Origin of the sequence: Chitinolyticbacter albus, assembly GCF_024437655.1 — a bacterium.
GTDB classification, from domain to species: Bacteria; Pseudomonadota; Gammaproteobacteria; order Burkholderiales; family Chitinibacteraceae; genus Chitinolyticbacter; species Chitinolyticbacter albus.
In genome coordinates, this window is record NZ_JANBVF010000010.1 from 53,803 (window position 1) to 75,730 (window position 21,928).

Consider the following 21,928-nt stretch of genomic DNA (forward strand, 5'->3'; position numbering starts at 1 on the left):
TGTTCTGCACAAGCCCCTGTTTCGACAGGGGCTTTTTGTTGCATCCAGATAGCGGGTATGGGGGCCGAGCTTGACGCTGCCGATGCGATGTCTCAGTCTCCGGCTTACAAAGCTGGCCTGAGAGTGGTTTTGACTTAAATACCACTTCGGCCATTCAGGATCGAGCCGGCCTAAGCCGGCCACCGGAGGATGGAATATGAGTCGCATCACCCTGTCGCGCATGCTATCCGGCAGCGCGTTGCTTGTGCTTGCCTTTAATGCCGAGGCCGCCTGCCGCGGCAACTGGGCAGAAGGCAATACCTATACCGCGGGCGACGTGGTCAGCTACGCCGGCAACAACTACAGCGCGCGCTCCACGCATACCGCTTATGTCGGCACCAACTGGAATCCGGCGTCCACGCCGACCCTGTGGCAAGCCGGGGGCAGTTGTGGCGCAACGCCGGTACCCACGGCGGTACCGGCCACGCCGACGCCCAAGCCGACCCATACCCCGGTGCCGACCGCGACGCCGGTTCCGGTGAGCACACCGACGGCGCAGCCCACTGCGACACCGTCGCCTGTGGTAACGCCGACCCGGGTGGCTTCAGCCTGCTATCCCGCCTGGGCGAGCACGATCGCGTATACCACTGGCCAGCGCGTGACTCAGGCGGGTCGCAACTACGAAGCCAAATGGTGGACGCAGGGCGACAACCCCGCGCTCAGCGGTCAGTGGGGCGTGTGGAAGGAGCTCGGGGCCTGCGCTGGCGGCGTCACGCCGACCGTGACGCCGACCACCGCGACGCCGACCTTGGCACCGACTGCGACCCCAACGGCCACTCCGGTTCCCGTGGTCACCCCGACCGCAACGCCGGTGCCGACGGTGACGCCGGCACCGATCGTCACGCCGACGCCCGGGCCGACCCCATTGCCCGGCAGTGCGCTGCTCGATGTCCGCTTCGACGGCCACGCGGTGGGTGTGTATACCGCTAGCCAGTTCCAGTCCGACTGGAGCACCAGCCCGTCCGGCTCGTCCGGGGTTTCGGCCGGCCGGCTCAGCGTGGTGGCTGATCCGGACAACGGCGCCAACAAAGTGCTGCGCGTCACCTACAAGGGCGGTGAGATCGGCGGCAATTCCGCGTCGGTGTTCGATGTGCCGCTGCCCGCCGGACAGAATCACCTGTTCCTGCAGTACAAGCTGCGCTTCGACAACGCCTTCAACTGGGTCAAGGGCGGCAAGCTGCCGGGGCTAGGGGGCGCTGACACGCCTACCGGCTGCATCGACAACGGCACCTTCGATGGCTTTACCACGCGCAGCATGTGGCGCGAGAACGGCCTTGCATTCCAGTACCTGTATTTCCCCGGCAAGCTGGAACGCTGCGGTGACTACTTCAGCTACGCCAAGCGGTTCGAGGCGGGGCGCTGGTACACGCTCACCCAGGAAGTGCAGCTGAACGACGCTGGCCAGGCCAATGGCTGGATCAAGGCCTGGCTCGATGGCGAGCCCACGCTGGCGCTCAACGGCATGAAGTGGCGCGAAGGTGCTGCGGTGGGGATCGACGCGCTTGTGTTCCATACCTTCTTCGGTGGCTCGACCACCGATTGGGCGCCAGCCAGCGACCAGTACGCCTATTTCGACAACGTCCGTGTCTCGACCGGCTCGCCGCTGGCACTGGTCGATACGCGAAAGCCCGCGCCGTCCTTCAGCAATCCGCTCGCGGGCTATGCGCAATGGGAGGCCGGCAAGAGCTACGCCGAAGGCAGTTACGTTTATCGCATCGACAATGGCCGCTACCGCTACTTCAAGGCGCGTTACTACGTGGCGGCCAATATCGATCCCTTGGCGTCCAACCTGGCCGAAGCGCACGTCGGCGTGTACTCGCCCAAGCTCGACAACGGCGAGAAGTGGCTGGAACTGGCCGCGCCCTGGCTGTGAGCGGTCGAAGGGCATCCTGAAGTAGGGCGCAGCCCCGGTTTGCCGGGGCTGTTTGCTTGCGTCTCGCTCAGAGCCCGCCCTTATCTACCATCAACCACAACGCCGGCAGCAGCAGCACGGTCGCCAGGGTGCCTGCCGCCGACCACCAGCGGGCCAAGGGCCAGTAGCGCGGTGGCACCGGTGCGTCGGAGGCGAGGTCGCGCAGCAGCCGCGCCTGGGCGATCTGGATCGGTAGCAGCACGGCGAGCCAGATCAGGCCGGATGCGGCAAACAGTGCATAGGCTTGCCAGATCCACGGCCAGACGTGCACGCCGCCGAAGTCCGCGGCCATCAGGTGACCGGTGATGGCGAGCAGGGTGGCGCCGACGGCGGTGAAGGCAAGGTCGGTGACGTTGACGAGGCGGGTCGCGTAGCGGATCACCGCGACGTTGCCGCTGCGATCGGCCATCACCTTCCATAGGGCGCTGACGATCACGTTGCCGAGAAACAGACAGACTCCGAAGAGATGCAGGGTTTTCACGAAATGCATGGTGGACTCCAATTTGATCTTGACGGTGTCAAGTTTACGATAAAACTTGGCAGTGTCAAGATGGCATCGATTCCAGAACCGGAGCGTGCATGTCCAGCTATCACCACGGCGCCTTGGCTGGCGCACTGCTTGATGCTGCGGGCGAGTTGCTGGCCGAGAAGGGCCTGGCCGGCTTCAGCCTGCGCGAGTGCGCGCGCCGTGCCGGGGTTTCGCATACGGCGCCGGCCCATCACTATGGCGATGTCGCCGGCCTCTTGACCGCCTATGCCGCGCGTGCGTTCGCGGGGTTGGCCGACGCACTGTCGGCGGTTCCGGCGGGCAGCGATGCGGCGCAGGTGCTGCAGCACCAAGGCGTGGCCTACGTGAGGTATGCGCTGCTGCTCCCGGCGCGTTACCAGCTGATGTTCAGCTCAGGCACCTTGCGGCGGGATGATCCTGCGCTGCAGCGGGAAGGGCTGCGGGCCTGGGCATGCCTCGCCGATGCGGTGGCCGCGGTGACCGGCCGGCCCGCGCCGCTGACAGCGGGCGATCCGGATGCGGCGCTGGCCTGGGCCGCCGTGCACGGTATTGCCGATCTGCTGATTAACCAGCAGCTGCAATTGCCGGCCGACACCAGCTGGGAGGCGCATACCGAACGCATGCTGGCCCACCTGGCCGGGAGCTGGCAGCGTGGAGCCGTCCTGCCTGAGGCCGGGCGGGACGGTGTACCATCGGGCCATCCTGCCGCGAGAGAACCATGAGCGACGACAACAAGGTCCGCCTCGACAAATGGCTATGGGCCGCCCGCTTCTTCAAGACCCGCTCGCTCGCCACCGCCGCGATCGATGGCGGCCACGTTCACCTCAATGGCGATCGTGCCAAACCTGCCCGCACTGTGAAGCAGGGTGACCGCTTGCGTATCCAGGTCACGCACGGCCTGTTCGAGATCGAAGTGCTGGCCTTGTCCGATCGGCGCGGCCCGGCCGAGCTCGCTCGCCTGCTCTACCGTGAAACGGATGAGAGCGCAGCCCGACGCGAAGTGGTGGCACTGGAGCGCGAGCTGGCGCCGCAGTTCGATCACCCGCAGGTGAAGGGCCGGCCCACCAAGAAATGGCGACGCGAGCTGAACCGCTTCGATCGGCAGTCTGGCGATTGATGCGGCGTGGGAGCGTGGGCATTGAGCGACAATCCGCCAAGGCCTGCTTGACCGCTCCATAAAACTCGCACGATGAATTGCGCTGCAATTGCACCCACTGCGGATATTTCATGAAACTGCACTATCGCATCCAACCCGCCGACCTCGCCGCCCACTATTTCGATATCGAACTCAGCATCGCCAAGCCCGATCCGGAGGGGCAGGTGCTGTGGCTGCCGGTGTGGATCCCCGGCAGCTATCTGGTGCGCGAGTTCGCGCGCAACATCGTCGCGATCTCGGCCGAAGCCGGGGGCAAGGCGCTGGCGGTGACCAAGCTCGACAAGCATCGCTGGCAGCTGGCAGCAACCCGGAAGGCCGTGACGGTGCGCTACCGCGTCTATGCGTTCGATCTGTCGGTGCGTGGTGCGTATCTTGACGAGCAGCGCGGTTTCTTCAACGGCACCAGCGTGTTCCTGGCGGTGGCCGGGCAGGAAGACCAGCCGGTCGGCGTCGAGCTCGTCGCGCCGGCGGGCAAGGCTTACCGTGACTGGGAAGTGGCGACGACGCTGGAGCGTCTTGATGCCAAGGCCTGGGGTTTCGGCGGCTACCGCGCCACCAACTACGACGAGCTGATCGATCATCCGGTCGAGCTCGGTGCCTTCACCCGCGTGAGCTTCAAGGCTTGCGGCGTGCCGCACGACTTCGTGCTCGCCGGTCGCCAGCGTGCCGATCTGAAGCGGCTCAAGCGCGACCTGAAGCAGATCTGCGAATACCAGATCCGCCTGTTTGGCGAGCCGGCACCGTTCGAGCGCTATCTGTTCCTGACCGCCGTGGTCGGCGATGGCTACGGCGGGCTGGAACACCGTGCCTCGACCGCACTGATCGCCAGCCGCGACGACCTGCCGCTGACGCACGAGACTGGCATGAAGGCCGGCTATCGCCAGTATCTGGGCCTGTGCAGCCACGAGTATTTCCACAGCTGGAACGTCAAGCGCATCAAGCCCGCTGCCTATGCGCCGTACGACCTGACCCAGGAAAACTACACGCGGCTGCTGTGGGCGTTCGAGGGCATCACCTCCTATTACGACGACCTCACGCTGGTGCGTACCGGGCTGATCTCGCAACAGGAATACCTCGACCTCTTGGCGCAGACCATGAGCCAGGTGCAGCGTGGCGCTGGGCGGCTGAAGCAGAACCTGGAAGAGGCCAGCCTCGATGCCTGGGTGAAGTACTACCGGCAGGACGAGAACAGCCCCAACGCCATCGTCAGCTACTACACCAAGGGCGCGCTCGCCGCGCTGTGCCTCGATCTGACGATACGGCAGCGCAGCGAGGGCGCGCGTAGCCTCGACGACGTGATGCGCGCGCTGTGGCAGCGCTATGGCCGCGATTTCTATCCGCACGGCGCGGGTGTGCCCGAGATGGCGTGGGAGCGTATCGCCAGCGAGGTGGCCGGTTTTGATCTGACCACCTTTTTCGATCGCGCACTGCGCTCGACCGACGATCTGCCGCTGGCCGAGTTGTTGTCGGCCTTTGGCATCGAGAGCCAGCTGCGGCCGATTGCGGGTGGCGGCGACAAGGGTGGCTGGAAGGACGTGACGGCGCCGGGCAACGCACTCGGCGCGCGCGTGGCGCCAGAGGCGGGCGGCGTGAAGCTCACTCATGTGTTCGACGGTGGCGCAGTGCAGGCGGCAGGCTTTGCCGCAGGGGACGTGCTCGTCGCGCTCGATGGGCTACGGCTCTCCAGCGGCAATCTGGATACCGTGCTGGCGGCGTGGCCGGCAGGCAGCGTGGTCACCGTACATGCTTTTCGTCGCGATGAGTTGTTTTCCCGCAACTTGAAAATCCATCCGTCCGTCGCCGATACATGGGGGCTGCGGCCGGCTGCTGCGACCACTACTTCGGCGAAAACACAGCGGCAGCGCTGGTTGGAGCCGTCGTAAGGCATCGAGGGGGTCTATGTGCTGCAAGGGGCGCATTGCCATCTGATGTACGGTAAATCTGACTCCGCGGAATCCATGCTGGACCGTGCATACGTGATTGTCTAGATTACATGGATCGAGCAATCCGGCGTTGATCGGAGCGAGAGAGGGGGGCGAATGGCCGTGAAATGGGGCTGGGGCTTTGCAAATACGATACGGGGCAAGATTCTTGCCGTGTTCGTATTGATCAATCTGGCTGCGACCTGCGCCTATAGCTACTATATCTACGCCTTAAAGTCTGACGCTGTTCGTCAAGAAGTGGACAAGCGTCTGGCCGCCGCCGTGGCTGCCGCCCCCATGATGCTGCCGCGGGACTACCTGGACCGCGCCCGCGAACCCGGCGACATCAATCCACTGGAATACCGACGCTGGGTGGCCGATTTTGACCGCTACAGCCGTACGGTGGGGCTGCGTTACCTCTATATGTTCATGCCGGTGGGCGAGCGCATCGTCTACCTGATGGACAGCGCCAGCCCGGACGAAGTGCATCGCGGCTACTACGGCAAGTTCTTCTCCGAATATCGCGGCCCCAATGTTGCACTGAGGCAGATTCTGGCCGAGGGCAAGCCGCGCTATGTGGAGTACGTCGATCGCTATGGCCACTTCCGCTCACTGTTCGTACCGGCGGTCACCAGCGATGGCCGGCCGTATCTGATTGGCGCCGACGTCACGATGGGCGAGATCAGGCAGCAGCTGGAGCTGGCGCTGCGGCAATCGCTCGGCATCGGCCTTTCGATCTTCGCCATCGGTTTCCTGTTGTCGCTGCTCCTCACCTGGCAGCTGTCGCGCCCGGTCGAGGCGCTGGTGTCGGGGGTGCGCCGCATCGAAGCCGGTGATTACAGCGCCCGCGTGGCGTGGAAGAGCGGTGACGAGTTGGGCCAGCTCGCCCGAAGTTTCAATACCATGACCGGTGCCGTCGCCGAGCGTGAGCGCGAGATGCTACGCCTGGCTTTCGTCGATCCGCTCACCGGCCTTGCCAACCGGCCCAGGCTGATCGAGGCGATCGAGGCGCATCTGGCGCTACAGCCTGAGCACTTTGCCGTCGTCCTGTTCGATCTCGATCAGTTCAAGTACATCAACGATTTTCTGGGTTATCAGGTCGGCGACGCCGCCATCGCCGCCCTGGGCAAGCGCTTGGCGAGCGCGCTGGGCAGCGAAGGCGAATTGTGCGCGCGCCTGTCCGGCGACGAATACGCCATCCTGTTCCCCGACACCGCGATAGAGCGGTTGCCGGTGCAGCTGTCGCGCATCGAGGCCTTGCTGGCTCAACCCGTGGTGGTGGCAGGGCAAAGGCTGGAGCTTGGCGCCAGCATGGGCGTCGCGCTCTTTCCCGAGCACGGCGACAACGGCGATCTGTTGCTGCGCCACGCCGAGGTGGCGATGTATGCCGCCAAACGACTGCATCAGAGCCACGTGCTCTACGATCCGGGCTTCGAGCAGAATCGCCAGACCCAGCTCACCTTGCTGTCGGACCTGCGCAACGCGGTCGCGGAGAACCAGTTCGTTGTCTGTTACCAGCCCAAGGTACGGATGAAGGATGGCGAAATCGAGAGCGCCGAGGCACTGGTGCGCTGGCAGCATCCGGAGCGCGGCTGGATACCGCCGGGCGATTTCATTCCCTTTGCCGAGCAGACCGGCCGCCTGCGCATGATCACGCAGTGGGTGATCGATGACGTACTGGCGCGCAGCGTGTTTTGGCGATCGCTGGAGATCGAGCTGGTCATATCGGTGAACATCGGTGTCAGCGATGCCGAGGACGCCGCCTTCGTCGATTATGTCGAAGCTGCGATCGAACGACATCGGGCCGATCCATCCCGCTTGTGCCTGGAGATCACCGAAACCGGCGTGATGAACCGTCCGCGTGAACTGCTCGCCAATCTGGCGCGACTGCGCAACCTGGGCGTGCGGTTGTCGATCGACGACTTTGGCACTGGCTATTCCTCGTTCGCTTACCTTGCGCAGATGCCGGTACACGAACTGAAGATCGATCGTACCTTCGTGCAGGCGCTCGATTCCAAGTTCGAGAACGTGTCCATAGTCCGCTCCATCATCGAGCTGGGCCATATCCTGGGCCTGCAGGTGGTGGCCGAGGGCGTTGAGACCGAATCGGCCTGGCAGGCACTAGCGGTAATGGGCTGCGATGAGGCCCAGGGCTATTTGATCGCCAAGCCCATGGCCGCCGAAGTGTTCAGCCCCTGGTATTTGGGCAGTCCGCTGCTGCCCTACACCCCGCCGGACATGTCGATGATCGATGTCGGTCCGGCACCACTACCCACCACGGCGCAGGCGTCTAGCGACAACGAACGCCGCTGACCCAATCCTTGGGCCAGCTCGTGCCCACTGGCCGTACGCCTGGCACTGCGTGCGACCGAAGGGAGTCCGGGCTACCGCCTTTCAGGGCGACCGAGGCGCGCCCGGTTTACTGCCTGTCGGGATGCTTCGCGCTTCTTGCGTAGAGCCGCTGCGCCGGGTCGCCGTACTTAGCCGCCCCCCTGATCCAGCTGTCGCTTATGGAGCAGCCTGTCGCGTGAGCTGTTGCGAGCCCAGCACACTTTCAATGCAGTGAGGTCGGGCTTTAGGCTGGATTCGAGGCCTGGCGCCGCTTGGCGAGCAATGGCACGGCTTGTGCTCACAGCAGGACATCACTCAACCGCCACGCGGAGGCGCGATGTCCGGCCCCAGTCTTGCGCTCGATACCCCCGAGCTTGCTCGGCATTACGAAGCCATCAGCCGGGAGCGGCAGTTCAAGGCCGGGCTGGAATTGCTGGCCAGCCTGCGCCTGCGCCCTGGCGAGCAGTTGCTCGATATCGGTTGTGGCACGGGGCTCCTGGCTACGCGTGCCGCGGATACCGTCGGGCCCACTGGCGCGGTGATCGCCATCGACCCACTGGCCACGCGCATCGAAATCGCGCAGCGGCGCAGCCGGCCCAACCTCACGTTCGCCGTCGGCAATGCCTACGTGCTTGATGCCTTCGAGCCCGCGTCGTTCGATGTGGTCTACCTCAATGCGGTGTTCCACTGGCTGGACGACAAACCGGCGGCACTGGCGCAGATCCATCGCGTGCTGCGCCCCGGTGGGCGCATCGGCATTGCCACCGGCTCGCGTGAGCATCCGGGTGTGCTGCAGCGCATCCGCGAAGAAGTGCTGGCACGGCCCGAATATGCGGCCTACCCGTTGCGGGGTGCGGCCCAGCGTATCTGCGCGGCGGAACTGAGTGCGTTGCTGGCCGCGGCCGGCTTTGCCGCCGCGCGCATCGATATCCAGCCCAACGAACAGGTCCACGCCGATGCGGAGGCCGCCATCGCCTTCGCCCAGGCGAGTTCCTTCGGCAACTTCCTCGGCCACTTGCCGGAGCCGCTGCGTATCCGTGCCCGCGACCAGATACGCGTTGCGCTCGATGAGCAGCGCCAGGGCAGCAGCATCGCCCAGGAAGGCGCCCGTTTGTTCGCGATTGCCCTGCGGGCCTGATCGGTCCGCCCATCCAAGCCAAGGAGAACCCCATGACGACAAGCGCAGCGCGCGCGGATGTGCGCACCCTGCAGACCGATGTGTTGGTGATAGGTGGTGGCCCGGCCGGTTGCTGGGCGGCCTGGCGAGCCGCTCAGTCCGGCGCCCGCGTGGTGCTGGCGGACAAGGGCTATGTCGGCACCTCGGGTGCCACGGCGCCATCGGGCACCGGTGTCTGGTATGTGCCGCCGGAAGCCGAGGCGCGCGAGGCGGCGCTCGCCAGCCGCGAAGTGCTAGGTGGTCATCTCGCCGATCGCGGCTGGGGTGAGCGCGTGCTCGACCAGACCTATGCCAACCTGGAGCAGGTGGCGCAGTGGGGCTACCCGTTCCCGGTCGACGAGGCGGGCCGCCAGCGCCGCACTTCGCTGCAGGGGCCGGAATACATGAAGCTGATGCGCAAGGTGGTGAAGCAGGCGGGGGTGAAGATCCTCGACCAGAGCCCGGCGTTGCAGCTGTTGCTGGGCGACGAAGGCGCCGTGGTCGGTGCCGAAGGCGTCAGCCGCCAGGGCGATGCAGCCTGGCAGGTACGCGCCGGCGCGGTGGTGCTGGCTACCGGCGGCTGCGCCTTTCTCTCCAATGCGCTCGGCTGCAACGTGCTTACCGGCGACGGTTACCTGCTGGCGGCCGAGAGCGGCGCCGAACTGTCGGGCATGGAGTTTTCCAACGCCTACGGTTTGTCGCCGGCGTTCTCGTCGGTGACCAAGTCCGCCTTCTATCGCTGGGCTACCTTCCGCTACGAGGACGGGAGCGTGATCGATGGCGCCGGCTCCAAACATGGCCGCAGCATCATCGCCCGCCATCTGGAGGCTGGCACCCAGGTCTATGCCTTGCTCGATCTGGCGAACGACGACGACCGCCGTTATGCGCGTAGCGCCCAGCCCAACTTCTTTCTGTCGTTCGACCGCGTCGGCATCGATCCCTTCACCCAGCAGTTCCCGGTGACGCTGCGGCTGGAAGGCACGGTGCGCGGCACCGGCGGGCTGCGGCTGGTCGATGCCGGTTGCGCCACCACCGTGCGCGGGCTCTACGCGGCGGGCGACGCGGCCACGCGCGAGTTGATCTGCGGCGGCTTCACCGGCGGTGGCAGCCACAATGCCGCCTGGGCCACCTCGTCCGGCTACTGGGCCGGCGAAGCGGCGGCCCGGTTTGCGCTGGGCGAGGGCGCCGGCGCGCATGCACGCTCCGCCATCGCCGCGGGCGGCGCTACCCAGTCAGGCGGGCGGGTGCTCGATGCTCGGGAGCTCACGCGCGCCGTACAGCACGAGGTACAGCCGTATTCCAAGAACCTGTTCCGCAGCGGCGCGGGGCTCACGCATTCGCTGACCCAGCTGGACGGTTACTGGCGAACGTTGCGCCAGAGCGCACCCGCGCTCGATCCCGCCACGCGCCAGCACGAGCGCGAGGCTGCGGCCATGCTGGCTACCGCGCGCTGGATGTACCGCAGCGCGCTGGCGCGCACCGAGACGCGCGGCATGCACAAGCGGCTGGACCACGCGGCGCAGGATCCGGCGCAGCAGCACTACATCCACAGCGGTGGGCTCGACCAGGTGTGGACGCGCAGCCATCGCGCACCATGGCATCAAGCAGCACAGCCGGCGGAGGTGGCGGCATGATCGAGCTTGTCAGCGCCGAGCGCTGCATCAACTGCGACCTGTGCGTGCAGGTGTGCCCCACCAACGTGTTCGACGCCGTGCCCGGCGACAACCCGGTAATCGCGCGCCAGCACGATTGCCAGACCTGCTTCATGTGCGAGGCGTACTGCCCGGTCGATGCGCTCTATGTGGCGCCGTTTGCCGAACGGACGGTCAACGTGAGCGAGCACGAGCTGGAGCGCGATGCGCTGCTGGGCAGTTACCGCCGCGCCATCGGCTGGAGCCCCGGCGCGCGCGCCGCGCCGGACCAGAGCTTTCGGCTGCTGCGCGGTGGTTGAGCCGCCAGAACCTGTTTGCAGCTTTCGCCACACGGCCCGCTTCGGCGGGCCGTATTCATGTGGTGGCGAATCGTGGGGTGATGAAATCTGCGCAGCATGGCCCGCATGCTGCTGCGCGCGCGCCAGCAAGGCGGGCGGATGCAAGGCGGGCAGGGTGTTAGCGGCATGGCATGGCTATTGCTCAAGGCGAGCCGACTATTTGCACCTTTACAACCGTCCGGGCCAAGTACCCGCGACGCCGCTCAGGGAACGCCATCCATGTGGATCGTCAATATCGCGCTGCGACGACCGTACACCTTCATCGTCGCGGCGCTATTGATCCTGCTCGCCACGCCCTACGTGCTGCGCAACACGCCGACCGACATCTTTCCCGAGGTCGATATCCCGGTGGTCAGCATCGTCTGGTCGTACAACGGGCTGTCGGCGCAGGAGATGTCGACCCGCATCGTTGCGCCGGTCGAGCGCAACCTCAGCAACACCGTGAACAACATCGAGCATGTCGAATCGCAGTCGCTCGGCGGCATCGGCATGACCAAGGTGTTCTTCCAGCCGGGCACCGACATCGCCACCGCGTTGACGCAGATCGTTGCCAGCACCAACTGGTCGATGCGCTCGTTGCCGGCCGGCATCACGCCGCCCATCGTCATCAAGTACACCGCGTCCAGCCTGCCCATCCTGCAGGTAGGCCTGGGCAGCAATACGCTGTCCGACACCGAGTTGTCCGATCTGGCGTTCACCACGCTGCGGCCCAAGCTCATCACCATCCCTGGCGTGGCGGTGCCGGCACCTTATGGTGGCAAGTCGCGGCTGATCGCGGTCGACCTCGATACTAGCGCGCTCAAGGCGCGCGGGCTGAGCCCGGTCGATGTGGTCAACGCCATCGGCGCGCAGAACCTGATCCTGCCTACCGGCACGGTAAAGATCGCCGAGACCGAGTACAACGTGGCGCTGAACGGCTCGCCGCGCACCATCGCCCAGATCGGCGACATTCCCATCCGCACGGTGAACGGCGCCACCACCTATGTGCGCGATGTGGCACAGGTACGCGACGGCTACGGCCCACCGACCAATATCGTGCGCCAGGATGGCGAGCGCGGCGTGCTGGTCACGCTGCTGAAGAACGGCGGCGCCTCGACGCTCGATATCGTCGAGAACGCGCTCAAGGTGTTGCCGGAGGCGGCCAAGTCGCTGCCGGACGATCTCAAGCTCACCACGCTGTTCGACCAGTCGCTGTTCGTGAAGGCGGCCGTGCGCTCGGTGGTGATCGAGGCGCTGATCGCGGCGGCGCTCACCGCGCTGATGATTTTGCTGTTCCTCGGCAATTGGCGCAGCACCGTCATCATCGCGCTGTCGATCCCGTTGTCCATTTTGTCGTCGCTGGCGCTGCTGCATGTTGCTGGCCAGACCATCAACCTGATGACGCTGGGCGGGCTGGCGCTGGCCGTCGGCATCCTGGTGGACGACGCCACCGTCACCATCGAGAACATCGAGCGCCACCAGCACCTGGGCAAGGATGCGTTCAGCGCGATCCGCGATGGCGCGGCCGAGATCGCCACGCCGACCTTTGTCGCCACGCTGTGCATCTGCATCGTGTTCGTGCCGATGTTCTTCCTGAGCGGCGTGGCGCGCTTCCTGTTCGTGCCGCTTGCCCTCGCGGTGGTGTTCGCCATGCTGGCTTCGTGGGTGCTGTCGCGCACGCTGGTGCCGACGCTGGCGCTGTTGCTGGCGCGGCATGATCGCGTCGCCACCGAGCCGGGGCGCTGGCGGCGCATCCACCAGGGGTTCGACGCGGCCTTCGAGCGGCTGCGCGGGGGCTACGCCACAGTGCTCGCCGCCGTGCTGCACCATAGGCGCAGCGTCGGAGCGGTACTGCTGGGCTTTTGTCTGCTCTCGTCCGCTCTTTACCTGGCGCTGGGCCGTGATTTCTTCCCGGTGGTCGATGCCGGCCAGTTGCGGTTGCACGTGCGCGCACCGGCCGGCACCCGGCTGGAGGAGATGCCGCCGCTGATCGATCGTATCGAGCGCGAGATCCGCCGCCAGATTCCGCCCGCCGAGATCAAGACCGTGCTCGACAACATCGGCGGGCCATATACGCCGATCAACACCGTCTACAACAACTCCGGCACCATCGATGCGTCCGACGCCGAAATCCTGATTTCGCTGGTGCCGGATAAAAGCCGCGGCACCGCCGATTACATGGCCGCGCTGCGCGCCGAGCTGCCGCGCCGTTTTCCCGATGTGGAGTTCTATTTCCAGCCGGCGGACATGGTGAGCCAGACGCTCAATTTCGGCCTGCCGGCGCCGATCAACATCCAGCTGATCGGCAACAAGATCGCAGAGAACCATGCCATCGCCAGCAAGCTGCTGGGCCAGGTGCGCCAGGTACCGGGCGCGGTCGACGCGGTGATCTACCAGCGCATCAACCGCCCGGTGCTGGCGCTGGAGGTCGATCGCACCCGGCTGCAGCACGCCGGCCTTTCCATGCGCGATGTGGCGCAGAACATCATGATCCCTCTGTCGTCCAGCTTTCAGACGGCGCCCACTTACTGGCTGAACCCGCAGAACGGCAGCACCTACAGCGTGGCGGTGCAGCAGCGCCAGCACGAGCTCGATTCGATCTCGGGGCTGATGCAGCTGCCGATCGGCAGCGGCGATACGCAGCAGCTGCTGGGCAACCTCGCCACGCTGGCGCCAAACGCGCAGCACTCGGTGCTGTCGCGCTACGACTTCACGCCGGTGATCGACCTGTTCGTGGGTGTGCAGGGCAGGGACCTCGCGGCCGTCTACGCCGATATCGAACCGCTACTGGACGCGGTGCGGGCCGACCTGCCCAAGGGCACCGAGCTCAAGGTGCGCGGCCAGGTCAGCACCATGCAGACATCGTATCGCGGCCTGCTGCTGGGGCTGGCCGTTGCCATCGTGCTGGTCTACCTGTTGATCGTGGTGAATTTCCAGTCGTGGATTGACCCGCTGATCATCATCACCGCCTTGCCTGCAGCGCTCGCCGGCATCGCCTGGATGCTGTTCCTTACCGGCACGCCGCTGTCGGTTCCGGCGCTGACCGGCGCGATCATGACGGTGGGGGTCGCCACGGCCAACGCCATCCTGCTGGTGTCGTTCGCTCGCGAGAGGCTGGCGGCCGGCGTGCCACCGGTGCATGCCGCGCTGGAAGCCGGCACCACCCGTTTGCGCCCGGTGCTGATGACGGCCTGCGCCATGATCGTCGGCATGCTGCCCATGGCCATCGGCCTGGGTGAAGGCGGTGAGCAGAACGCGCCGCTGGGCCGTGCGGTGATCGGCGGCCTGCTGTTCGCCACCGCGTCCACGCTGCTCTTCGTGCCGCTGGTGTTCGCTGGCGTGCACCGCCGCCTGCAGGCCCGCGCCCGCCACGCCGACGCAACTCTGCCCCTCTCCGCCCACCCCTTGGGCGCATGAACCCGGATGAATCCAAGATGAACGACACCACGCGCCCCGCGCTCGATACCGCCCACCATGCCTCGCACACCGTGCGGCGCGCCCGCAAGCTGGCCTTGCTGCTGCTGGCGCTGCTGCTCGGCGGCGGCGTGGCCCGCGCCATCAGCAACGAGCAATCGGCCGACCGGCTGGCCGCTACTACCCGCAGCGCTGCCGAACGCACGGTGCAGGTGACCACGCTGAAGCCGGGCGAGGCGCAGCGCACGCTGACGCTGGCCGGCACGCTGCGCGGCCGCGACGAGGCGGTGATCCATGCCCGCACCAACGGCTATCTCAAGGCCTGGCACAAGGACTTGGGCGAACGCGTAGAGGCGGGCGATCTGCTGGCCGAGATCGACACGCCCGAGCTTGACCAGGAGCTGGGCCAGGTGCGGGCGGCGCGCGAGCAGATCAATGCCCGGCTGCTGCTGGCAGTATCGTCGCTCGCGCGCTGGCAGGGCCTGCGTGAGCGCGATGCCGTATCGCAGCAGGAACTGGACGAGCGCAGCACCGCGCTGCGCCAGGCACGGGCCGATCTGGCCGCAGCCGATGCCAACGTGGCCAGGCTGGAGCGGCTGCGATCATTCCGCGAGCTGCGCGCGCCGTTCGATGGCATCGTGGTCCGCCGCAATGTGGACGTCGGCACGCTGGTCGCCGCCGGCACCGGGCGCGAGCTATTCGCGCTGGCGCAGACCGACCCGCTGCGCATCCAGGTATCGGTGCCACAAGCGCTGGCGCCGGCCATCGAGATTGGCCAAGCGGTCACCGTGCAGGCGCCGGATTGGCCGGGCAAGCCCTACGTTGCCAAGGTGGTGCGCAGCGCCGGCGCCATCGATCCAGGCAGCCGCGGCATGCTGGTCGAAGTGGCCGTGCCCAACCCGCAGGGCAAGCTGCTGCCTGGCGCCTACGCCGAAGTGAAGCTGGAACTCGACGGCGCCAGAAAACCGCAGGTGCTGCCGATCAATACGCTGCGCTTCGGCGCGGATGGCGTGAGCGTGGCCGTGGTAGGCCGCGATGGCCGCATCGAGGACAGATCGGTGCGACTGGGGCGAGATTTCGGCAAGGCGGCCGAGGTGCAGGGCGGCCTGCAACGCGGCGAGCAGGTGGTGGTGAATCCACCCGATGCGCTGCAGGCCGGCGACAAGGTACGCACCGTGGCCTGGGTGCCACCGGCGCGTGATGGCGAAAAAGGGGGCAAGGGCGACAAGGCTGGCAAGGCTGGCAGCAAGCCCGGCAAGGAGGCGCGCTCGTGATGCGGTGGGTTATCCCGCTGGTTGCGGCGCTGGCCTTGGCCGGCTGCGCCGCCGGCCCGGACTACGTGCGCCCGCAACTGGCCGAGGTGCCAGCCTGGCAGGCCAGCCTGCCGTGGCAGCAGGGCGAGCCGGCGGATGCCCAGCCCAAGGGCGAGTGGTGGACCGTGTTCGGCGATACGGAACTCAACGCGCTGCAGCGGCAGGCGCTCGACGCCAACCAGAACCTGCAGCTTGCCGCTGCGCGCTTGGCCCAGGCCCGTGCTGGCGTACGCGCAGCAGAGGCTGGTCGCTGGCCGACGCTGGACCTGAACGCCCGCGGCGTGCGGCAGAAGACCTCCGCCAACCGACCAGGCAGCAGTTACGACAGCCAGTCCACCTCCACCGTGCAGAACGATTTTTCGCTGCTTGCCGCTGTTGGCTACGAAGTCGACCTGTTCGGCCGCGTGGCGCGCGAGATCGAGGCGGCCAACGCCAATCGCGGCCAGGCCGAGGCCGATGCGGAAAACGTGCGACTGCTGGTGACCGCCGAGGTGGCCGGCAGCTGGTTCAGCCTGCGCGCGCTCGATGCCGAGCTCGACGTGCTGCGCCAGGGGCTGGCCTTCCAGCAACGGGCGGTCGATGTGCTCCAGGCGCGTTACGAGGAGGGCACGGCATCCGGGCTGGAACTGGCGCAGCAACAGGCGCAGCGCGAAGCCACGCTCACCCAGTTCGACCTCGCCGAGCGCCAGCGCAAGCTGCTGGAACACGCGCTCGCCACGCTAATCGGCACGCCCGCACCGCTATTTCAGCCGCCGCCGCGGCCATTGTCGCTCGATGGCCCGGTTGCCGTGCCGACCTTGCCGCTGGGCGTGCCGGCCACGCTGTTGCAGCGTCGCCCCGATATCGCAGCGGCCGAACGGCAGGTGGCCGCCGCGAATGCGCTGATCGGTGTGGCGAGCGCCGCGCGCTTTCCCAGCCTGCGCCTCAGCGCCATCGGCGGCTGGGACAGCAGCGAGCTGTCGTCACTGGTTTCGGCACCCAGCGTGTTGTGGTCGCTGGGGGCCGGTCTCGCGTACTCGGTGGTCGATGGTGGCCGCAACGCGGCGCGGGTCGACGCCGCCCAGGCCCAGCACCAAGGGGCGAGCGCGCTGTACCGGCTGACCGTGCTGCGCGCGATGCAAGAAGTTGAAGATAGCGCCGCCTCGCTCGTTGCCTACGACCAGGCCCGGCAGCACGCCGGCGCCGCGACGGTGAGCGCCGAGCGCACGCTGGCGATCGCCACCGACCGCTACCGTGGGGGCGTGGCGTCCTACCTGGAAGTGGTGACGGCAAGCCAGGCCGTGCTCAACAACCGGCGCCAGTTGGCGCAACTGCATGGCCAGCAGCTGGTGAGCACCGTGCAGCTGATCCGTGCGCTGGGCGGCGGCTGGCAGCCGGCTGCTGAAAACGCAGCAAATTGAACGGCCGTTGCGCAGATTCAAACAGCGCGGCACGGCAAGCGGATGGCGGGACGCGGCTTGGGCGCTGGCATGGCCCTTGCTGTCATGACGCCTTTTGCCGGAACCCGCCATGCCGCCGCGCCTCGTCGCCATCCTGCAGCTGTTGCTGCTCATCCTGTCCGGCTCGCTGATGGTGGTGCTGAGCAAGGGCGTGCTGCGCGCGGTGCCGGCCCACACCTTCTACTGGTTGCAACTGGCGGTGGCCCTGGCTGCGCTTACGCTCTACCAGCTTGTACGCGCGGGTACGCTGCGCGTCTCCCAACTCGATGCCCGCAGCTGGGCCTATGTGGCCGCCATCGGCATCAACACCTTTCTGGGTTGGCGTCTGTTGTTCCTGATCGGCCTCTATTACCTGCCGGCCACCACGCATGCTTATCTGGTGAACTTCGTCGGCATCGCCACCATGGTGTTGTCGGTATTGCTGCTGCGCGAGCACCCGTCGCTGTGGCAATTGGTCGGTGCGCTGGTGGCACTGGCCGGGGTCAGCGTGTTCTTTCGCAGCGCGCCGCCACCGGGTGAACTCTACGGCGCGAGCCTGCTGGTGATCGGCATCGTGCTTTTGGCGTTGAACAACATCCTGGTGCGCAAGCTTGCCTTGCGCGTTGGCGAGCGCGTGCCGGCGGCTCAGCTGACCCTGCTTACGCTGTGGCTGGGCGGGCTGCCGGTGATCGTGCACGGCGCGTGGACGAGCAATGGCCTGCCCGCGCTCGAGCGCGAGCACCTGCTGGTGATCGCACTTTACGCGGTGGTGGGCATCGCCTTCGGCCAGAGCGTGTACCAGCACTTGCTGCGCACGCTGCGCTCCTACGAGGCGGCCGTGTTTTCCGCCTGCGGCGTGGTGTTCAGTGCGCTGTTCGCCCTGCCCATCCTTGGCGAGCGTCTGGGCTGGCACCAGGTGGGCGGCATTGCACTGATGCTGGTCGGCATCGTGTTGGCGCAATGGCGCGGCGCGTTCAGGCTGCGGATCTGGGCGCGGGCCTGAGTGCCGTTCAGTCTTGTTCACCAGATACCGGGGCGATGCGTTGATAGCGAGCTAGGTGGTAGGGAATGCTGGCCGTCACATCCTCGCGCTGCAAGCAGGTGAACTGCACCGGATCGATCGCAGGGAAGCAGGCATCGCCGATGAAGTCCCGCTGAATTTCGGTCAGCACCAACTGGCTAGCCAAGGGCAAGGCCGGGGCATAAATCTCGGCGCTGCCGCCGCCGTACAGCGTGTCGCCCTGCCGGGAAGCGGCCCCCATGACCGCGACGAGAATGATGTCGAGCTGTGGCGCCCTCAACAATCCTTGACAAGCAGCGAGGCTGGCCGGCGCCAGCCATAACGTAACATCGACGTATGCCCGGCTGCGAGTGCATCTGCAGCTTGCAACTCGCGGGCGCCCCGTCGCAGGTAGAACGTTTGTGCGGCGCGGTTGATCGGCAGCAGCCACAGGTAGAGTCCGTCGTATGGTGTCAGCTCAGCCGACCAAGTGACGACCTCGCGTAGCAAGGCGCTGCCTATACCTTGCATCTGCCAGGCCTTGGCCACATGCAGGTTGTCGAGCAGGCTGCCGAACTCTGGATCGCGCCGGGCCAGTGCGCAGGCAAAGCCGACGAGCTCGTCCCCTGACTCTGCCAGCAGCAGGCGCATCGCTGGATCGTGCCGGGTGCAGCGTTGTCGCCAGATGGCCAGCCGCTCGGAAACGATGGTATTGGCCAATTCCCTATCTGGCGAGTAGCCCAGCCAGCACTGGGTATGCAGCAGGCCGATGGCTGTCCCATCCTCGGCACAGGCCTCGCGATAGCGTATGGCCCCGGCTTTGCCTTCCACGGCGTTACCCATGCGTGACATTCCGCTCTGATGAAGATGGGCATCGAGCAAGACGCATGCCACGCGCTGCACCGCGATGACAGCGGGCCCGTTGCGGGTGGCGGTGGTCAAATCCGAGAGGTATTTGCGCTGTTGTGCGCAAAGCGCAACAGCTGGTAGGCAGTCAACGCTACGCGATGGCCTCCCGATAGCGTCAAGGCAGGGCGTGGGGCAAGCGATCCGGCGCGTAGCCTGTGCGAGGCGCTCCGCGCCGATACGGGGAGTATTTACTCCGCTTGTGCGCAGCGATAGCAGTCGACAAATACAGGCCACGGGGGGAATCAGTTCGAACAGCATTGAGCGGGTTCAACACGATCGCCGGGCTCGTTTCGCAAATACATGCGACCGTTTGGCATCAGATCTTGCGCTATAGTCGGCGCCGCTTTATCGCGACGAAGCAGCAAGCCTATGATCGCCAACACAACTGAAAGCGCTTTCTTGATTAGAAAGCCAATTAAATCATGGACGGAGAGATGTGATGAACAAACTCAAGCAAAGCGGCGGAATGATCGCTCTGGCTGCAGCAATCATGGCAATCAGCCATGCCCCCGCAAACGCGGCGGCCGTAGCCTGCAAGCCGGCGTGGGATGACAACAAGGTCTATTGGGGCGGCGACAGCGCGAGTTATGGCGGCCGCAATTACACCGCCGCATATTGGACACGGAGCCAAAACCCAGCCAGTAACCATGGTGGTGCGGGTAGTGGTCAACCCTGGATGGCTGGCGATGTGTGTGGTGCCGCGACGCCAACACCAACGCCGAAGCCCACCGGAGCACCCGTTCCCACTCCCAAGCCCACATCGATTCCCGTTCCAACACCGAAGCCAACGGTGACCCCGCTTCCGACTCCCAAACCGACGATAACACCAGTACCGACGCCCAAGCCGACGGTAACCCCGGTTCCAACGCCGAAGCCGACGGCGACCCCGGTACCGATTCTCACCCCAACGGCAGTGCCAGTAAGCGGTGGCCGAGCTGCGGCGATTCCAATTGGCATTGAAAACGTCAACGATTCGCCCATGAAAGCCGCCGGGTATCGAGCGTTGTTGCGCTTTGTGCCGGCAAGCACCATCAGCATCGACCGCTTCTACTTCGGCTTTAAATTACGCGGCGCGGATTGCGACGATCCGGCTGCTGCTGGCTATGGCGACGGCGATGGTGGCCAATTGCGAGCCAGCCTGGTTCAGATCAATGCCGCAACGGGCCTGCCCGGTGCAACGATAGCCAGCGAAACCATCAATGCTTGCACCCGTTTCAACCAGGCCAAGAGTGAAGTGAACGGCGCAAAACCGGTGCTGGTGTGGGTCAACACGCCAGCCACGCTGCAAGCGGGCACCATGTATGGCTTGATCGTGAGCAACGCACACGCGAGCCCTGCTACCAATTTCTTCTCATTCAACATGCCGTTGGCCGACACCAGCCTCGCGGGCCCGCACGCACGCAACGAATTGAACGCCAATGCGCCGGGCGCGCTGCTGTCGCTCGACCCGCGCGAGCATGTGGCCTGGTCCACCGACAACGGCAATACCTGGCAATACGGCTCCAACAACGGCCAATACCGCTCGTATATGAACGACCACGATCAGGCCCACCCGGCAACACGGATGCCGCAATACGGCTACCGCTTGAGCAATGGCACGCGCCTCGCCGGACAGCCGTATTACGCCTACAGCGTTGATTGTGTGGGTTGTACCGCAACCTTTTCCAACGCGCGCTACGCGCGAACCTTCACCGAGGTGGGCGGCTTTACGGCCTCGGGCACCAATGTGGGCATGCTGACGCTGCGTAATACCTCCACCGGCGCGCAGTCGAGCTGCATCACGCCACCGGGCTATGGGTTCCGTAAATGCACGCTGGGTAGCCCGATCACCGTGGCGGCGGGGCAAAGCTATACCGTGCAATCGAATGGCACGGTCGAATTGATGAAGCTGGATTATTCGCAGCACCTGTTGTTTCCCACCGTGGGAACGGACAACGGTGAATCCCGCATGTATCAGGCATACCCGATGCCGGGCACCAAGGTTGAAGACGTGCCGAGCCTGTGGGCCGGGCCGCTGTCGGTTTATTTCAACTAGGCGTGCCGCTAACGCCGATGGGCGGGTGCGGAATTGATAGACGGTTCTAACAGGCTGGTGAGAAGCGCATCGCACACGCTGTGCACAGTGCGATGATCTTCTTGCCAGCCAGTTCCCCTGGACAGGAGTATGGAAATGAATAGGCGACCGTTATCCGTGACCATCATTGCTTGGGCGCTCATCACGTTTGGAGCGATATTGGCAGCATCGACCGTATTGGCGATGAATGACCCCGCACTGATCGAGCAAATGCGAAGAAGCCCAATGCCGATGCCCGTACAGTACGCCATCACTGCGGCAAGCTTGTTGCTCATGATGGTTTCGGGCGTTGCCATGCTTAAAGGGCGCAACTGGGCAAGACAGCTTTGCGTCATCGCAAGCATCATCGGATTGCTGATAGGCCTGGCGATATCGCCGATCAAGGCAATCCTGCTTCCGGGCATGGTTTTTCTATTCGCCCTCATTTTTTTCCTGTTTAGCCCGAGAGCCAATTACTTTTTCCACGTACGGTATGGTTCGTTCGAGCGTGGACTGTTGACGATCATGCGACTATGACGGAGTCCGTGCCGGGCGCCATCTGATGTTGAATTCAGCCGCCACCGAGGGCAATCCTCGCATGCCGGATTGCGCGAATTCCTACCCGATACGCACTCACTGCTGCGCAATGGCGACGCCTGGCGACACTGCTGTCAGGCACCCAACACTAAGTTGCCGGCCTCCACACGCACGCCGATGTTGAATGCACTGCCCATCACCCATCACCCGGCGCCCGGTCGGCACGATGGCAGTCGTTGGCAGGGCATTATGGCCCTGCAATGCGGTAGCGGATGGCGCCACACAGGCAGC

The 21,928-nt window shown here is 65.5% G+C and carries 17 protein-coding genes; 14 read left to right on the forward strand and 3 right to left on the reverse strand.

The annotated features are described in order from the left end of the window. Positions 1 to 196 precede the first annotated feature (196 nt). Positions 197 to 1,912, forward strand: coding sequence for a polysaccharide lyase (locus tag NLI84_RS08040; protein ID WP_255989460.1), 1,716 nt, complete (start codon positions 197 to 199; stop codon positions 1,910 to 1,912). Between the two features lie 67 nt (positions 1,913 to 1,979). Here the strand turns inward: NLI84_RS08040 and NLI84_RS08045 are convergent, their stop codons facing one another. Beyond that, positions 1,980 to 2,441: a DUF2269 family protein gene (locus tag NLI84_RS08045; protein WP_255989461.1), complete on the reverse strand. Its 462-nt coding sequence runs from the start codon at positions 2,439 to 2,441 to the stop codon at positions 1,980 to 1,982. Between the two features lie 89 nt (positions 2,442 to 2,530). Here NLI84_RS08045 and NLI84_RS08050 point away from each other — a divergent pair, with 89 nt between their 5' ends. The 11 genes from NLI84_RS08050 to NLI84_RS08100 all read left to right on the forward strand — a co-directional run bounded on the left by NLI84_RS08050 (position 2,531) and on the right by NLI84_RS08100 (position 18,141). Next, the gene (locus tag NLI84_RS08050) at positions 2,531 to 3,181 is read left to right on the forward strand and encodes a TetR/AcrR family transcriptional regulator (protein ID WP_255989462.1); all 651 of its coding nucleotides are present in this window, start codon (positions 2,531 to 2,533) and stop codon (positions 3,179 to 3,181) included. Continuing rightward, on the forward strand, positions 3,178 to 3,576 hold the full coding sequence (locus NLI84_RS08055; RefSeq protein ID WP_255989463.1) for an RNA-binding S4 domain-containing protein: 399 nt from the start codon (positions 3,178 to 3,180) through the stop codon (positions 3,574 to 3,576). Before NLI84_RS08050 ends, NLI84_RS08055 begins: the two co-directional genes overlap by 4 nt. A 110-nt stretch (positions 3,577 to 3,686) precedes the next feature. Further along, complete coding sequence (locus tag NLI84_RS08060; RefSeq protein ID WP_255989465.1) at positions 3,687 to 5,498, forward strand: M61 family metallopeptidase; 1,812 nt, start codon at positions 3,687 to 3,689, stop codon at positions 5,496 to 5,498. Positions 5,499 to 5,654: 156 nt separating this feature from the next. Next, complete coding sequence (locus NLI84_RS08065) at positions 5,655 to 7,850, forward strand: putative bifunctional diguanylate cyclase/phosphodiesterase (protein ID WP_255989466.1); 2,196 nt, start codon at positions 5,655 to 5,657, stop codon at positions 7,848 to 7,850. A 355-nt stretch (positions 7,851 to 8,205) separates the two neighbouring features. Beyond that, positions 8,206 to 9,006 (forward strand): class I SAM-dependent methyltransferase, encoded by an 801-nt coding sequence (locus NLI84_RS08070; RefSeq protein WP_255989468.1) that lies wholly within the window; start codon positions 8,206 to 8,208, stop codon positions 9,004 to 9,006. 32 nt (positions 9,007 to 9,038) lie between these two features. Then, a complete protein-coding gene (locus tag NLI84_RS08075) occupies positions 9,039 to 10,658 on the forward strand; it encodes an FAD-dependent oxidoreductase (RefSeq protein WP_255989469.1) in 1,620 nt (539 codons plus the stop codon). Beyond that, positions 10,655 to 10,975 carry a 4Fe-4S dicluster domain-containing protein gene (locus NLI84_RS08080; protein WP_255989470.1) on the forward strand — a complete coding sequence of 107 codons (321 nt, stop codon included), beginning with the start codon at positions 10,655 to 10,657 and terminating at the stop codon, positions 10,973 to 10,975. Before NLI84_RS08075 ends, NLI84_RS08080 begins: the two co-directional genes overlap by 4 nt. Before the next feature lie 258 nt (positions 10,976 to 11,233). After that, a complete protein-coding gene (locus NLI84_RS08085; RefSeq protein ID WP_255989471.1) occupies positions 11,234 to 14,410 on the forward strand; it encodes an efflux RND transporter permease subunit in 3,177 nt (1,058 codons plus the stop codon). Further along, on the forward strand, positions 14,407 to 15,681 hold the full coding sequence (locus NLI84_RS08090; protein WP_255989472.1) for an efflux RND transporter periplasmic adaptor subunit: 1,275 nt from the start codon (positions 14,407 to 14,409) through the stop codon (positions 15,679 to 15,681). The genes NLI84_RS08085 and NLI84_RS08090 overlap by 4 nt, the downstream gene beginning before the upstream one ends. Continuing rightward, positions 15,681 to 17,120, forward strand: coding sequence for an efflux transporter outer membrane subunit (locus NLI84_RS08095; RefSeq protein ID WP_255989473.1), 1,440 nt, complete (start codon positions 15,681 to 15,683; stop codon positions 17,118 to 17,120). Before NLI84_RS08090 ends, NLI84_RS08095 begins: the two co-directional genes overlap by 1 nt. 109 nt (positions 17,121 to 17,229) lie before the next feature. Continuing rightward, positions 17,230 to 18,141, forward strand: a complete 912-nt coding sequence (locus NLI84_RS08100; protein ID WP_255989474.1) for a DMT family transporter — start codon at positions 17,230 to 17,232, stop codon at positions 18,139 to 18,141. A gap of 7 nt (positions 18,142 to 18,148) precedes the next feature. Here NLI84_RS08100 and NLI84_RS08105 read toward each other — a convergent pair whose 3' ends face one another. Together NLI84_RS08105 and NLI84_RS08110 are read right to left on the reverse strand one after the other, a co-directional pair. Next, a complete protein-coding gene (locus NLI84_RS08105) occupies positions 18,149 to 18,439 on the reverse strand; it encodes a dihydrofolate reductase (RefSeq protein WP_255989475.1) in 291 nt (96 codons plus the stop codon). Next, positions 18,436 to 18,981: a GNAT family N-acetyltransferase gene (locus NLI84_RS08110; protein ID WP_255989476.1), complete on the reverse strand. Its 546-nt coding sequence runs from the start codon at positions 18,979 to 18,981 to the stop codon at positions 18,436 to 18,438. Before NLI84_RS08110 ends, NLI84_RS08105 begins: the two co-directional genes overlap by 4 nt. A gap of 505 nt (positions 18,982 to 19,486) precedes the next feature. Here NLI84_RS08110 and NLI84_RS08115 point away from each other — a divergent pair. Both NLI84_RS08115 and NLI84_RS08120 read left to right on the forward strand, forming a co-directional pair. Beyond that, positions 19,487 to 21,082, forward strand: a complete 1,596-nt coding sequence (locus NLI84_RS08115; protein ID WP_255989478.1) for a hypothetical protein — start codon at positions 19,487 to 19,489, stop codon at positions 21,080 to 21,082. Between the two features lie 135 nt (positions 21,083 to 21,217). Then, positions 21,218 to 21,637 (forward strand): hypothetical protein, encoded by a 420-nt coding sequence (locus NLI84_RS08120; RefSeq protein WP_255989479.1) that lies wholly within the window; start codon positions 21,218 to 21,220, stop codon positions 21,635 to 21,637. Positions 21,638 to 21,928 lie beyond the last annotated feature (291 nt).